Genomic DNA, 14,295 nt, shown 5'->3' on the forward strand with positions numbered 1-14,295 from the left:
CCAGGTATCGCCGTGCCCCTCGTGCCCACGACCAGCCGCTCCCGCTGCCTGGAACCTCACTCATCGCACCCATGACCGCCACCGATTCTCGCTGGGCCGAACCGCGAGGTGACCGTGCTCCGCATACGCAGTCACCGGGGTGTGGTCAAGCCACGCCTCGCGTCAACGGTAGAACCGCCGACCCGGCCCGCTAGGTCTGGGCCCACTTGTCTCCGTGACAATCTCACACCGAAATTTCTCAGCCTGTTCGGCACAAACCTGGATAATGCTGCCGGCCATGCCGGCTCCGACATGGGCCCTGCTCCAGCGATCCTTGATGATTCCTCGGCTTTTTGCCGGCGACAGCTCTCTCGCGAAAAGTGGCATGTTGCGGGTTGGGTGCACTACATTCTGGGTGTCGAGGAGGGTGTCCGGGAAGTCCCCGCGTCGATGACTGTGATACGTCCGGCCTGTTGAGCAAGCGGGTGATGTGCCGCGGGCGCGATGCGGTGTGGAAAGGGTCGGCGAGTGACGAAAGCGCTGGGCCGAGAGGTGACCGACTCGCCGACCCGTGTCAGTCGGCGTCACCGACGACCGATCGCGCGGTTTCGCCGCAGGGTGCTCGGAGTCCTGGCCGCTGTGGTGACCTTGCTCGTGGCGACAGTCGGGATTGTCAGTGCGCCGGCTGCCCACGCCACCGCAGATACGTTTGTCGGCGTCCAGTCCCCGGCGATCAAGACCGCGTCCGGCACGACGATCGTCGTGCACTTCGGCATCCTCGGCTACGGCAACACCAACACACTGTGCTTGGACGCGGGAGCCGCTTCGCCGAACTCGATAAGGACGACGGGGTCAAAGCTGGTTGAGAACCCGTCGGTCGCCTACCTGATCTATGAGCACATCGGCACCACCGATCGGTATCTTGCTGCCGCGTTGTCCTGGTATGTGCGAGAGCATGCGCCCGACAGTCACTGGAGCGATGCCCAGGAGGCCATGGGCGCGATCAAGTCGCACGACCCTGGCGACTATACGAAGATCATGGCCGCATACGCGTCGATGAACACCGCTGCCACGGTGTCGGCCGGGGCGTACGCCGTGACGCCCTACCTCGTCGGAGCAGGCAACCCGATGCAGGGATCGGTGAACGACATCGGTGTGAAGTCCGGGTCTGGGGCTTGGATATCGGGGGTGAGCGTCACCGTGTCCTTGACCGGCGCGGCGACATTCGCGGACGGCAGTGTCACGAAATCCGGCACCACAACGAACGGTCCACTCTCCTGGGCCTGGAACGGAAACGGTGGCGCCGGCAACGTCTCCGCAACAGTGCAGGTTTCTGGCCTGCCACCGACTCAATACCGCTTGTACTCTCCCGCCGTCAACGGGAATCAGCGGCTCGCAACCTCGGGCCCGCTGACCGGAGTGTCACAGGTGGCAACAGGCGCAGGGCTGGTGCCGGTGACCCCCGCGCGGCTGCTCGACACTCGGCAGAGCCGTAAGCCGGCAGCCAGGTCGACCACGACACTCACCGTGACAGGGCATGGCGACATCCCTGCTTCCGGGGTTGCCGCCGTCGTGTTGAACGTGACCGTGACGAGTCCGGTTGACGCTGGATTCGTCACAGTGTGGCCCTCGGGTTCGCCTCGCCCGACCGCGTCGAATCTCAACTATGCAAAGGGGCAGGTTGTCGCCAACCAGGTCTCGGTGAAGGTCGGCAGTTCTGGGGAAGTCGACCTGTACACGCGCGCCTCGACGCACGTCGTCGTGGATGTGACCGGCTACTATCCGACCGGCACGGGCTACCACGCATTGGTCCCATCGCGGTTGCTGGACACTCGGACGGGCGCCCGACGTCCGGCCGGCTCCACCACGAGCCTGACCGTGACGGGACACGGTGGGGTGCCTACCTCGGAAGTCGCAGCAGTGGTGTTGAACGTGACAGCCGTTGCACCGGCCGCACCAGGACATGTGACCGTCTGGCCGGCAGGTAGCAGCCGGCCGACTGCGTCGAACGTGAACTATGACAAGGGCCAGATCGTGGCCGGGATGGTGATCGCGAAGGTCGGCACGGGCGGCCAGGTGGACCTGTATACCTTGGCCACAGCGGACCTCGTCGTGGATGTCGCCGGATGGATCCCGGTTGGTGGCGGGTATGCGCCACTGGTGCCTGCACGAGTGCTAGACACCCGAGCTGGGTTGGGCGCGGCCAAGGGGAAGGTCAACGCGGATGGCACCGTCACAGTCCAAGTCACCGGATTCGGTGGAGTCCCGGCGGGCGGAGTGGACGCGGTCGAGGTCAACGTCACCGCCACCAACCCGGAGGGCCCGGGGTTCATCACTGCCTACCCTGCGGATGTCGCTCGACCGTGGGCCTCGACCGTGAACTATGCGCGGGGGCAGACGGTCGCCAACTCCGCCACCCTCAAGGTGAGCAGCAGCGGCAGTATCACGCTTTATACGCTGGCCACTTCCGACGTGATCGTGGATGTGCTCGGTTACTACCACCCCGCTCTTGGCGCGGGCCAGGCCGGAGCGCTCAGCACTCCCCGCGGAGAACGGCAGACCGCTCGATGAAGCGCCGAAGCCTTCTCCTCGGAGGGTTGGGGGCTGTTGCTGCGGGAGTGCTCGCGGTCCCTCAAGCGACTGCCGCCCCCAATCAGCACCCGTCCTCCTTCAGCTCCATATCCGGTGAGGACGCGGGGCCAGACGATGTGCATGCCGTGCAGTACCTGCTGTTGCGCGCGGGCATCACGCAGCCGGTCTTCTACCCCACCTACACCCGAGCTGTTTACGAGAGTGTGCGGACGTTCCAGAAGGCACGCGGGCTCACGGTCACCGGGCGCTGTGACGCGAATACCCTTGCTGCCCTGTGCGTCACCGTCCAGGGCGGTGACCGGAGCTACGCGGTCACCGCCCTCGACATGCTGCTCGACAAACATGGTTACCGTACGCACACGTCGACGCTCTACGGCACCCAGACCGACAGAGACGTTCGCGGCCTCCAGGCGGGGCACGCTCTCCCGCAAGAGGCCTACGTCGATATCGCCACGTGGAAGGTGCTCTTCGGGCCAGTCACCTCTGGCCCGATGTTTCCGATGATGCAGGAAGGCACGGGGGCGGCTCAGTGGGCGAACTGCGGGCCGACGTCGCTGTGCATGGTCTTGCTGAACCGGGGAAAGATCCCGGCACAATGGAACGGCCTGACTGCAGACAGGTCTGCCGCGGTCCAAGCGCTGCGTTACACCGCAATGCACCTCGCCAACACCGCATCCCGCAACAGCCGCGGCACGGAGTTCCCAGACCTGAACAGGGGCCTGTCCCACTACGGACTCTCCTCGTGGCACGGCGGCATCGCATCTACTCTCGCCTACGCTCGTGCGGGCAAATCCTCCATCGCCGGCGGCAATGCCTACGCCCTGTCCTGGAACCGGGGGAGTTCGTCGTATGTGCATGGTCCGGTCTCCCACTGGGTGGCAGTCCTGGGGTATGACGGGAGTCGATATCTGGTGGGCGACCCGATTGCGACCCCGAGCAATGACGTGATTCATCGGGTGACTGAGCAGGAGTTGCGCACCTATGCATCAACGAACCCCGGGTGGTATCCGGGGCATCCGACAATGTCGCCACCATGGCAGAACAGCGTGCTCGTCCGCTGACCTGCTGCTCCGCTCTCGCCTCGATAGCCGGATCGGTGACTACCCGCCCGGGGTGTAGGTGATGCTGCAGGCGCCGAAGGTCGGCTTGATGTCCTTTGTTCCGCGCGGGGTCCCTGCGGTGCACGACGTGATCTTGCCGCTGATGGACACGACGGTAATCGTGTAGCCGATCTTGACGGCCGAATCCACTGTGGTCGACAGCGTCGTGGGCGCGTGCGCGGTGCCGGTGATCGTCCCGGTGGTCGTAATCTTGGTGATCTTCAGTGTCCCGGATCCGTCGACCTTCAGGGTCAGGGTGGGCACGGTCCTTGCCGGGTTCCGGGATGAGGACGAGGGGCTCTCGGGTGAGGTGGTGGCACCTGGGGTCGTCGGAGCGGTGCTGCCGGGCGCGGTTGGGCTCTGCGCAGTCGTCTGGTGGGCAGTGGCGGTAGGTCGCATCGAACTGGGGGTCGCTGAGGCGCTTGTCGACATGGTGCTCGACGTAACCGATGCCTTGGACGACGTGCTGGTCGACGTACCTCCAGTGCTGCATCCGGCCAGAACGATAACCGTGCCGGCGGCGGTAACAGTGACCCTGCGGCGCTTCACGTCCATGAGTACCTCGAGCCTCGCTCAACAACGGTTGCTGACTACAGCATTCCACGTCCAGTATGTACGAATCGTCGCTCGATCGTTGAGAATTGGATCACCAGAGTTCGCAGGGCTCCAGCCATGGGGCGACGAGTCGTAGCTTGCCCGGTGAGCAGAGATCCCTCACCCGACGAAGTTGAAGTGGTAGGACTCTCCACTCGTGCCATATCGGAAGGGGTTGGCGAAGCCATAGGTCAAGGCGTTCGCCTCCAACCACGTGTTCCCGTAGCCACCCCAGTCGAACTCGGTTGAGCCGGTGTACTCGCGAAAGTCAACCGCCTCTGCCAGGCCGTGATTCGAGGTGCCCGGGATCGCCGCACGGGGATAGCCGTACTTGTTGTACCAATATTCCTGCTCGGCATACGAACGGTAGGACAGGTCGATGTAGGCGTAGTGGTTGAACTTCTCCTTGTACGCAGTCTGCAACTCGTCCATCGCGACCACTGCCGGGCAGTTCAGGTACCGGGGGGTGAGCTGCGTATAACCGGGGTCGAAGGAGTCTGGAGAGTTGTAGGCGACACTGATCATGCACAGTGACGACGCGTTCAGCTTGCCGTTGATCGATCGCAGATTGCTCGAGATGCTCTCGAGCGTGCCGACGTTCAGGTATCCGCCGTTGACCTTCGCCCATGACCCGCTCGCGAGCGTCCCGTCGACGTGCTCGCCGGGGTCGAGGTGCCCAGTGATCCCGTAGTCGAAACCCGGCCCGGAGCGAACATTCACCTGATGGTCCGTGGAGGCCACCCAGCCGGAGATCGTATTCGGCACCGGTGTTTCCCAGTACCCGACGACGTCCACAATCAGGTCTGCCCCGCTGCGAGTAAAGAGGGTCAGCTGCCCGGTCGCCGAGAGTTTGACGGTCGCACTGTTGGCGATGGCCTGACCCCCGGCGTAGTTCAGGACGGACGCAGTCGGCCGGTTGGCCTCGGCTGGGTAGGTGGTGACGAAGCCGGGGTCGGACGCGTTCACTGCAACCACGTCGACCTCGACGGCACTCACCCCCGACGTGGGTATGCCGGCGTGCCCAGTCACTTGAATGCTCACGGACCCGCCCGCGGGGACCTTCACTTGCGGTTGGCCGGTGCCGTTGCGCGTGTCCAATATCCGCGCGGGCAGCAGGGGCGTGTAGTCGCTGCCGGTGGGGATCCACCCCGCTATGTCCACGAGGATGTTCGTGGATGCGGGGGTGTACAGGTCCACCTGCCCGCTCACCCCCACTTTGACAATGGTCATGCCCGCGACGACCTGGCCCGTCGCGTAGTTGAGATTGGACGTCGTCGGCCGGCTCGCCCCCGCTGGATAGACGGCGATGAAACCGGGTCCGGACGGATCGACGGCCGTCACGTTCAGGACCACAGCCGCCACGCCGGTTTTCGGCACGCCGCCACGACCCGTCACTTGTAGCCTCGTGGTCGAGCCGGCCTGTGGTTCGAGTCCCGTGCGAGTGTCCAGCATCCGGGACGGAGTGAGTGGGCCGTATGCAGCACCGGTCAGGTAGTAGCCGGTTACGTCCACGACGAGCTGCGTCGCCTGACGGGTATACACGTCGACGGCACCGTCGGCGCTGATCTTTGCGATCACCTGGTTCGCGATGACCTGGCTCTTGACGTAGTTCACATTGGAGGCGGTTGGCCGACGGGCACCGGCTGGATAGACGGTGACATATCCAGGGCCGGACGGATCGACGACGGTCACGTTGAGCACCACTGCGGCCACACCAGCATCCGGGACGCCGCCGCGCCCGGTTACCTGCAGCTTCGTGGTTGATCCGGCGGCCGCCTGAGCCTTGGCCGCGCCCACTCCCAACCGTGTGTCCAGCACCCGCGACGGCGTCAAGGGTGCAAACCGCACCGTGGTGGTGGATTGTGCCGGGTGCTGACCGATCGAGGGCGCAGCGATAGCCGCCGGGCCGCTGACCATCCCGACCCCCAGGACCACCAGGGCGACCCATGCTGGAACTGCGAACCGAACAGGTATCACTGTGTACCTCCATCAAAGGCGCCTGTCACGAGCGCCATACCGGACGAGTGTCACCGGGCCATCACGGTCGCGCACTCGGCCATGGTCACCGGCAGGCTACAACCCGGGCCCGCGCCTACCACCTGTTCGGCTGGGTGACCTGCTCCGCAGCGGGGACAGTTTGACGTGGCAGGATACGTCCCGTGACGGCGACCATCATGGACGGCAAGGCAACACTTCGGACGATCAAGGACGAGCTGCGCGAGCGGGTGTCCGCGCTCAAGGCTCGCGGCGTGACTCCCGGCCTGGGCACGGTGCTGGTCGGTGACGACCCCGGGTCGAAGTGGTATGTCGGCGCCAAGCACAAGGACTGCGCCTCGATCGGCATCAACTCGATCCGCAAGGACCTGCCCGCCTCCTCGACGCAGGCGCAGGTCGAGGCCGTTATCGACGAGCTGAACGCCGATCCGGGCTGCCATGGGTTCCTCGTGCAGCAGCCCACAGGACTGGACGAGTTTGCGCTGCTGTCCCGGGTGCACCCGGACAAGGACATCGACGGGCTGCACCCGGTCAGCCTCGGCAAGCTGGTGCTGGGCGAGGAGGGGCCGCTGCCGTGCACCCCGATCGGCGTGATTGAGCTGCTGCGCCGCTATGACGTGCCGCTCGCCGGTGCCGAGGTCGTGGTGATCGGCCGTGGCCTGACCGTGGGCCGCCCGCTCGGCCTACTGCTGACCCGCCGCTCCGAGAACTCCACGGCAACCCTCTGCCACACCGGCACCCGCGACCTGGCCGCGCACGTGCGCGCCGCCGACGTCGTGGTGGCGGCCGCCGGTGTGCCGGGGCTGGTGACCGCCGACATGGTCAAGCCGGGGGCGGCCGTGCTCGACGTCGGCGTCTCGCGGGTCGACGGGAAGATCGCCGGCGACGTGGCGTCGGAGGTCGCCTCGGTGGCCGGTTACGTTTCGCCGAACCCTGGTGGTGTCGGTCCGATGACTCGCGCCATGTTGCTGGTCAACGTGGTCGAGGCCGCGGAGCGGCAGCTGCGGTGACCCCCGCCCGCCTCGGCCCGGCCTGGTGGGTGGTTATGGCGGGATGCCTGGTCGGCGGCCTGACGATGCTGTTCGGCTCGTTCCGGCTCGGCGGCTACCTCGTCGCCGCCTCGCTGGTCGTCGGGGCGCTGGAGCGCGCAGTGCTGCCGGAGTCGATGGTGGCGGGGCTCGGCATCCGGTCGCGGTGGGTGGACGTGTTCTTCTATCTCGCAGGGGCCGCCGCGCTCGTGGTGGTCTTTGCGGAGGTGCAGCTGGGTCCTGCCTACTGACCTGCGATTCCGTGGTGTTTGGTGGGCGGAGGGACTTCCTGAACGGGACCCATGGGCGTCCCCCGAATGAAGCGAAGCGCGCGGGGGAGTCTGTAGTCGGCATCATCACATCGTGCACGCGGAGGGGCACATGCCTCGGATCAGTGTGACCGAGGTGGTGTGGGACCTGGCCCCGGGCCGGATGCCCGAGGAGGCACCGGGCACCCTCGCCGACACCGCCTAGCGGCGATGCCGCGTGCTAGGGGAGGAGTGTGTCCATGTGCTGGCGAAGAAGATCAGGATCATTCCGACCGCGAATGCGATGACCCATCCGGTCCGGGAGTCAAAGACGGTGAGTGTCGCAAGAGACAGAACCGCGGCGAGTGCGCTGAATGCCTTGGCGGGCAGGCCGTGCCGCCCCAGTAGGAGCCAGGTCATGAACGGTGGAATGAAAAGCACAGCTGCTCCTGCGGCCCAGAACACGACGCCGGACCAGAACGCATGGTATTCCGGAATCTCTCGATGCAGAAGTCGCAAAAAGGCAAGCGTGGCAAACAGGGCGCCGGCCACCATGGCGGCGCGGGAAACGGCGAAAACTGCTGGCATCGGGGGCTGCCCATGGGAGCGCTCTCGGGCTGGTCGTGCACTGTGTGAGTTCATGGCTCAGTGCAGCACCGGCTGCGGAATGGCGGCGAGCGTAAGACTACTCAGCCAGGTAGGTAATGCGCCCGGGAATGCGCAAGTGGCGGGCTCCGTTGCCGGAACCCGCCACTCGTGCGGTCGTCGCGATACCTGACCTCGGCCCTGGGGGCCTTGGTCCCTCCTCGACCAGCGTGGGTTGTGCTGTTGCTCAGATGAGGCCGAGCTTCTTGACTGCGTCGCGCTCGTCCTGCAGGCGCTTGGCGGTGGCGGCGATGCGCTCCTTGGAGAAATCGTTCAGCTCCAGGCCCTGCACGATCTCGTACTTGCCGTCCTTCACACGGCAAGGGAACGAGCTGATGATGCCCTCGGCCACGTCATACGAGCCATCGGTGGGCACCGACATCGAGACAATCTCGTCGGTGCCGTTCCACCAGTCGTGCATGTGGTCGATGGTGGCGCTGGCAGCGGAGGCAGCCGACGAGGCACCGCGGGCCTTGATGATCGCGCCGCCACGCTTGGCCACGGTCGGGATGTACTCGTCCTTGATCCAGGCCTCGTCGACCAGCGATGCCGCGGACTTGCCGCCGACCTTGGTGTTGTAGAGGTCGGGATACATCGAGTCGTCGTGGTTGCCCCAGATCGCCAGATCCTTGACCTCAGAAACGGAGACCCCGAGCTTCTTGGCCAGCTGGCCCTTGGCGCGGTTGTGATCCAGGCGGGTCAGCGCGTTGAAGCGCTCGCGCGGGATGTCCGGCGCGTTGGTCATCGCGATCAGCGCGTTGGTGTTGGCCGGGTTGCCGGTCACCAGGATCTTGACATCATCGGCGGCGGACTTGTTCAGTGCCGCACCCTGGCCGATGAAGATCTTGCCGTTGGCCTCGAGCAGGTCAGCGCGGTCCATACCCTCCTTGCGGGGCATCGCGCCGACCAGCAGGGCGGCGTTCACGCCGTCGAAGACCTTCTCGGCGTCGTCACCGACCTCGATGCCCGACAGCAGTGGGAAGGCACAGTCGTCCAACTCCATAACGACGCCCTCGAGCGCCTTCAGAGCGGGAGTGATCTCAAGCAGGCGCAGCTCGACGGGCGTCTCCGGCCCGAAAAGCGCACCGCTCGCAATACGGAAAAGCAGGCTGTAGCCGATGTTGCCGGCGGCGCCGGTCACGGCCACCTTGACGGGTGAGGTGCTCACATTCGTCCCCTTAGGGCGGAAGAAATGGTTACGCCTGGACGGTAGCAGCGCGCGCGAAGGCGCCGTCCACGGCCTACGCGGAGGGCGGCTCAGCAGCCGTTGACCGACGGCCGACAGCACGGATCTTGACCAGCCGCGAGCCCAGTGAGTCGCATCCGCGGTGAGCCTGGTAGCGCGAGGTTCAGGACAGGTTTAGTCGATGCTGTTACCGTGCTCCATTGTGGAGATACGTCAATCGCGCCCGAAGTTGCGCGGCGCGCCGGCCTTCGGGGCGTTCAGGCCGGGTCAGCCCGATTTCTTCAAGAGACTACGGCGGCTGACTCCGCAGCTTGCCCGGTTCGGCGTTATTGGCGTTGCCGGCTTCGTTGTCGATGTCGGTGGGTTCAATCTGCTGAGGTACTACGGCCATGATGGCCCGCTATTCCACTATCCGCTGACGGCTAAGGTCATCTCCGGCGGGGCCGCGACGGTCGTTGCCTGGCTCGGCAATCGGTACTGGACGTTTCGCAACACTCGACGTGAACAGTTGCACCGTGAGTTCGTTGTGTTCAGCATCGTGTCGATCATCGGCATCGGCATCGGCCTGGCCTGCTTGGGGATATCCCACTATGTGATGGGCTTTCACTCCAGTCTGGACGACAATATCGCGGCGAACGGTGTCGGACTGGTCCTTGCGACGGGGTTCCGTTTCTGGGCTTACCGCCAGCATGTCTTCGTGCAGACTGCCGCGCCTCCGCCCAGTCCTGTTGGAGCAGGCCACGACTAGATCAGCGGCGGCTGACTCCGTGTGCCCGGCGCGGTGTCGTAGGGGGCGATGTTGTCCCAGCGGTCCGGGCGCAAGAGGTCGATCGCGGTCCCTGGGTGAGGTATGCCCACCGTCAACGAGGGTCGACGGGTGGCACACCTCACCCAGGGCGGTGATTGTGCCTACCTTTCCGAGACCCTGGCGTGAAGGGCGCTGTCGTCTGGTCGGGCAGGGACGGGGAATCCTGCGCGGATCTTCCCTCTTCGGCGCCACATCTTGGCGGTGACCCCGATCATCTCCAGACCAAGGGAGATCGTCTTGCGCAGGTCGCCGGTCACCGATGACTCACCGACTCGCGGGTGGTAGTTGACGGGTATCTGCACCATCTTTGTCCGGGTGATCACGCTGATGAGCAGCATCTCCAAGCCGTAGGCCGAACCTGCCAAGGTGGAACGCTGCAGGATCTGGTCGGCCTGTTCGCGGGTCATCACCCGAAACGTGCAGCCGACGTCGGACAGGTAGGAGGTGTTGTACAGGACCTCGATCAGCTTGGCGACCGCCCAGTTTCCCCAGCGCAGAAACCAATCCATGTTGGCCCCGTCCCAGATGAAGTTCGAGACCGTGCGTGAGCCGATCACTAGGTCGCACTCGGGCATGAACGCCAGCAACTTGCGCAGATCCGTCGGGTTGAAGGTGCCGTCTGGTTCACAGATGACGATCAGGTCCGTCTGGGCCTCGCGTAGCCCGCGCTGGATCGCTGCGCCGTAACCCTGTGTGGTCTCGATCACCTCGCGGGCGCCGGTCGTGGCAACTTCTTCGGAGGTGCCGCGCGCCGCGTTGTTGTTGACGACGATGACCTCGTCGACTTCGTCGATCTGCTCGAACGCGCGGATGCACGCGGCGATGCTGTCCTTCTCGTTGTAGGTCGGCAGCACCACCGACACCGATTTCCCGCGGATCATCGGCGCTCGCCCGGTCGGGTGGCGACTGCCAGCATCTGGCCGGCTAGGGGCTTGATCGGCGACCGCAGGTACCACGGCACGAGAAAGTTCAACCTGGCCGCATGGGACTTCAATGTCAGCGGTAGGAACCTCGCGAACATCCGCTCGATGACAAATCCGTTGACGACCAGCAAGTCGTGCAGCGACTGATCGGTAAAGATCGCCACATGGGTGTAGTCGTCGAAGTAGTGGCGCGGGTTGAGCCGGAAGTTCGGCTGCAGCAAGATCAGCCGGCCTCCGGGACGCAGCACCCGATGCGCCTCGCCGAGCAGCGCCTCGGTCTGCGGGCGCTCCAAGTGTTCCAGCAGGTTCGAGGCAAACACCACGTCGAAGCTGGAATTCTCGAAGCGGGACAGGTCACAGCAGTCACCGACAACGGTGGTCACGTGCGGGGCCGCCGAACGGAGGGCGGTCTCATCTTGGTCCATCGCGACGATGTGGTTGGCGCTGACCTGGTTGGAGAAGTCGCACCAGCCTGCGCCCAGCTCCAGCACGTCACTGCTGGCGGGCACCCAGCACTGCAGGTACTTGGTCAGATGGCGCCAGACCATTTCGCGGTTCTTGTCGGCTGGCAGCCGGGTTTCGAAGTAGCCGTGCTGAGGGTCACTAACAGTGGCGGCGTCAGCAGAGGTGTTGGCAGATTGCACTAGAGGGCGCTCCCAAATGAGTCATCAGTACATGGGCTGTGCCTGGAGAGTAGCAACAGCAGCCGTCCGAATCCTTCAGCAAGCAGTCATATGATGTGGGCGACTTAACCAGCGTATCTGCGTGCCGGCGACGACTGCGATCGCGGCCGTGACGATCTGACTCGACAGGAACTGCGTGAGCACCACGACCATCTCCCTGCCCAGCAACACCCAGGCTCGTCGATATAGTCGCCAGTCCAGCGGCGTGGCCAATCTGCTGGTTCTCGCCGGCCTCATGGGATTTCTCGGTTACGTCGTGGCGGCCGGGTTGCCGTTCCTGAACATGGTCGAGGCGGCCGGCATGCTCTGCCTGACCCAGCTGCTGCCCGGCGTCTCGATCTGGCGTTGCATCCGGCCACGGAACGGCTGGCTCGTCGAGGACCTCGTGATGGGCTTCGCGGTCGGCATCACGCTGGCCGTGCCCAGCCAGGTCATCGGCGGACTGTTGCACACCCGGTGGCCTGCGATCGTGCTCCCGCTCGTCGTCGGGGCGATCTTCTGGGCCATCCCGGCCACCCGTCGCCGGATCCGGGACGCGCGGTGGTCCCGGATCCCATGGTGGCTGGGCGTCATCATGGTGGCCTGTTCCTACCTGGCGCTACCGGCCCTGATCTCGTATGCCCGGACCAACCGGCTGTCGTGGACCGGTGGTCCGGGCGCGCCGCACGTCGACACGTACCTGCACATCGCACTGTCTTCCGAGCTGCTCACCCGGGGCCCTGTCGGATGGCCGACGGTCAAGGGGCCAGTGCTGGGCTACGAGTGGCTCGCGCACGCCTGGATTGCGCAGGTCACCGCCGCGTCGAACGTCGGTCTGGACCAGATCGAGATGCGCTTCCTACCGGCGCTGATGCCCATCGTCTTCGTCTCGGCTGTTGTCGCGCTGACTTTGCGGGTGTCCGGGAGCCCGAAGGCCGCTGCCCTGGCTGCGCTGCTCGCCATGGCGGGCGGTGCCGGCAATCCGTTCTCCGACGCCAGCGGTATGCCGTTCACCCCCCTCTCACCGACGCTCGGCCTCAGCGTGCCGACGCTGCTCGCCCTCATCTCTGTCCTGGTCATGCGCTGGCGGGGCCAGGCAGCGCGAGGTGCGGTCGTGATGGTCCCCATCTTGACCATCGTCACGACAGGCACCAAGGGATCGACCTCCCCACTGGTGATCGCCGGGCTCGGCCTGGCGCTGGTGGCGATGCTGCTGTGGAACAGGTCCAAGGCCATGCCAGTGCTGATCGACTTGATCATCATGGCGGTCAGCCTCGGCCTCACGCTGCGAGTGATCTATCACGGATCCACCGCGGGCCTGAAGCTCGGCATCACCGCCTCGGCGCACCAGACCTCGCTCGGCGAGGTGCTCGCCGGCCTGCCCACGGAGAAGCTCATCCTCGCCTCGTCAGGGTTGGCGATCATCTCCGGGCTCACGAGGGCCGTGCTGGCCTTTGCGTTGCCGTTCCATCGGGCCAGCCGCCGCGACCCGCTGTCCTGGCTGCTCATCGGCGGATCCATCGCCGGGGCGTGCGCGGTCGGCTTGTTCTCCCACCCCGGTCACAGCCAGGGGTACTTCCTCATGAGCGCGGTTCCGTTGGCGGCGGTCGGTTCGGCCTTGGGAGCGCGCCAGCTGCTGGCCGTCGTGGGCCGCCGCGCCGGCATCTTGCTCGTGTGCGTCGGGATCGTCGGTGGTCTGGTATTCCTGATCGGGCCGGACCACTTGCTCGGCCCGTTGCACCACCACCAGTACGCGCAGGTGTGGACGCATCTGGCCGTTGCCCTCGTGGTCGTCGTGGTGGTCGCTGCCGTGTGCGCGGCGATCATGTATCGGCGGTCGTGGCTGCGCGGTGCCCTGGTCGGAGTTGCCCTGGTTGGCCTGCTCAGTGGCACCTGGAGTGTTGTCAAGGCAGATCGGCGCATGTTCACCCCCGCGCCGATACCGGCACCGCTGAAGATCACCGCTCCAAACGCAGTCTCGAACGGCGAGCTCGCGGCCGCGCGCTACATTCGCGACCACTCGGGAGTCGAGGACGTGGTGATGACCAACCGGCACTGCACCGTCCCGCGCAAGCCGTACAACGGTTGCGACAGCCGGCGTTGGCTTGTCACAGCCTTCACCGAGCGCCAGTCCCTCGTCGAGGGCTGGACTGCCACCCCGAACGCGACGAAAATCGCGCCGATTGGCCGACAGTCAATGACACTGAACTACTGGCGACCACAAATCCTCAAGCTCAACGACGGATTTATCGCGCACCCGACCGAGGCGGGCCTGAAGCAGTTGTGGGCGCTCGGGGTTCGGTGGGCGTACGTCGAGTCCACCGAACCACACGCGACGAACCCCGCGCCGTTCGCGACGGTCCGCTTCCATGATCATGACGCCGCGGCCTGGCAGCTGACGGCACCGGCAAACTAGTGGCGTGTCGTTTTAATTAGTTTATGGTTTGATGGGATAGTTAGGCATGGCCAACCATGCTGCTCCCGCTCTGAAACTGCATCCAGGTGACCGGGCGGAGCTGGTTCGGTGGCAACGCT

General features: G+C 65.3%; 13 protein-coding genes. 7 read left to right on the forward strand and 6 right to left on the reverse strand.

Annotated features, from left to right (window positions below; translation table 11 throughout):
• Nucleotides 1-507 precede the first annotated feature (507 nt).
• Both FGL98_RS25625 and FGL98_RS23465 read left to right on the forward strand, forming a co-directional pair.
• Nucleotides 508-2,550 carry a hypothetical protein gene (locus tag FGL98_RS25625; RefSeq protein WP_186526354.1) on the forward strand — a complete coding sequence of 681 codons (2,043 nt, stop codon included), beginning with the start codon at nucleotides 508-510 and terminating at the stop codon, nucleotides 2,548-2,550.
• Nucleotides 2,547-3,632 (forward strand): peptidoglycan-binding protein, encoded by a 1,086-nt coding sequence (locus FGL98_RS23465; RefSeq protein WP_186526355.1) that lies wholly within the window; start codon nucleotides 2,547-2,549, stop codon nucleotides 3,630-3,632. Before FGL98_RS25625 ends, FGL98_RS23465 begins: the two co-directional genes overlap by 4 nt.
• 39 nt (nucleotides 3,633-3,671) lie before the next feature.
• Here the strand turns inward: FGL98_RS23465 and FGL98_RS23470 are convergent, their stop codons facing one another.
• Nucleotides 3,672-3,935 carry a hypothetical protein gene (locus tag FGL98_RS23470; protein WP_146321076.1) on the reverse strand — a complete coding sequence of 88 codons (264 nt, stop codon included), beginning with the start codon at nucleotides 3,933-3,935 and terminating at the stop codon, nucleotides 3,672-3,674.
• On the opposite strand from FGL98_RS23470, the gene FGL98_RS23475 reads away from it, so the two are divergent.
• Entirely contained in the window at nucleotides 3,928-4,362 is a 435-nt protein-coding gene (locus FGL98_RS23475) for a hypothetical protein (protein WP_146321078.1), read from the forward strand. The genes FGL98_RS23470 and FGL98_RS23475 overlap by 8 nt on opposite strands.
• A 23-nt stretch (nucleotides 4,363-4,385) precedes the next feature.
• Here FGL98_RS23475 and FGL98_RS23480 read toward each other — a convergent pair whose 3' ends face one another.
• A complete protein-coding gene (locus FGL98_RS23480; protein ID WP_146321080.1) occupies nucleotides 4,386-6,242 on the reverse strand; it encodes a M15 family metallopeptidase in 1,857 nt (618 codons plus the stop codon).
• 182 nt (nucleotides 6,243-6,424) lie between these two features.
• Here FGL98_RS23480 and FGL98_RS23485 point away from each other — a divergent pair, with 182 nt between their 5' ends.
• Nucleotides 6,425-7,270, forward strand: coding sequence for a bifunctional methylenetetrahydrofolate dehydrogenase/methenyltetrahydrofolate cyclohydrolase (locus tag FGL98_RS23485; protein ID WP_146321082.1), 846 nt, complete (start codon nucleotides 6,425-6,427; stop codon nucleotides 7,268-7,270).
• Nucleotides 7,267-7,539, forward strand: a complete 273-nt coding sequence (locus tag FGL98_RS23490; protein ID WP_146321084.1) for a DUF3017 domain-containing protein — start codon at nucleotides 7,267-7,269, stop codon at nucleotides 7,537-7,539. Before FGL98_RS23485 ends, FGL98_RS23490 begins: the two co-directional genes overlap by 4 nt.
• A gap of 219 nt (nucleotides 7,540-7,758) precedes the next feature.
• Here FGL98_RS23490 and FGL98_RS23495 read toward each other — a convergent pair whose 3' ends face one another.
• Nucleotides 7,759-8,124 carry a hypothetical protein gene (locus tag FGL98_RS23495; protein ID WP_146321086.1) on the reverse strand — a complete coding sequence of 122 codons (366 nt, stop codon included), beginning with the start codon at nucleotides 8,122-8,124 and terminating at the stop codon, nucleotides 7,759-7,761.
• Between the two features lie 244 nt (nucleotides 8,125-8,368).
• Entirely contained in the window at nucleotides 8,369-9,349 is a 981-nt protein-coding gene (locus tag FGL98_RS23500) for a malate dehydrogenase (protein WP_146321088.1), read from the reverse strand.
• 220 nt (nucleotides 9,350-9,569) lie between these two features.
• Here FGL98_RS23500 and FGL98_RS23505 point away from each other — a divergent pair, with 220 nt between their 5' ends.
• Nucleotides 9,570-10,115: a GtrA family protein gene (locus tag FGL98_RS23505; protein ID WP_246136712.1), complete on the forward strand. Its 546-nt coding sequence runs from the start codon at nucleotides 9,570-9,572 to the stop codon at nucleotides 10,113-10,115.
• Nucleotides 10,116-10,276: 161 nt separating this feature from the next.
• On the opposite strand, the gene FGL98_RS23510 is transcribed toward FGL98_RS23505, so the two are convergent.
• On the reverse strand, nucleotides 10,277-11,056 hold the full coding sequence (locus FGL98_RS23510) for a glycosyltransferase family 2 protein (protein WP_146321092.1): 780 nt from the start codon (nucleotides 11,054-11,056) through the stop codon (nucleotides 10,277-10,279).
• Nucleotides 11,053-11,646 carry a class I SAM-dependent methyltransferase gene (locus tag FGL98_RS23515; RefSeq protein ID WP_146321094.1) on the reverse strand — a complete coding sequence of 198 codons (594 nt, stop codon included), beginning with the start codon at nucleotides 11,644-11,646 and terminating at the stop codon, nucleotides 11,053-11,055. Before FGL98_RS23515 ends, FGL98_RS23510 begins: the two co-directional genes overlap by 4 nt.
• Nucleotides 11,647-11,917: 271 nt before the next feature.
• Between FGL98_RS23515 and FGL98_RS23520 the strand changes: the two genes are divergently transcribed.
• A complete protein-coding gene (locus FGL98_RS23520; RefSeq protein WP_146321096.1) occupies nucleotides 11,918-14,176 on the forward strand; it encodes a hypothetical protein in 2,259 nt (752 codons plus the stop codon).
• Nucleotides 14,177-14,295: the final 119 nt, after the last annotated feature.

Origin of the sequence: Leekyejoonella antrihumi, from assembly GCF_007845645.1 — a bacterium.
Classification (GTDB): Bacteria; Actinomycetota; Actinomycetes; order Actinomycetales; family Dermatophilaceae; genus Leekyejoonella; species Leekyejoonella antrihumi.

Bases quoted from the DNA above. Each gene is read 5' to 3' on its own strand.
- FGL98_RS23495 (WP_146321086.1), bottom strand. From the start codon at position 8,124: ATGCCAGCAGTTTTCGCCGTTTCCCGCGCCGCCATGGTGGCCGGCGCC.
- FGL98_RS23510 (WP_146321092.1), bottom strand. From the start codon at position 11,056: ATGATCCGCGGGAAATCGGTGTCGGTGGTGCTGCCGACCTACAACGAG.
- FGL98_RS23465 (WP_186526355.1), top strand. From the start codon at position 2,547: ATGAAGCGCCGAAGCCTTCTCCTCGGAGGGTTGGGGGCTGTTGCTGCG.
- FGL98_RS23515 (WP_146321094.1), bottom strand. From the start codon at position 11,646: ATGGTCTGGCGCCATCTGACCAAGTACCTGCAGTGCTGGGTGCCCGCC.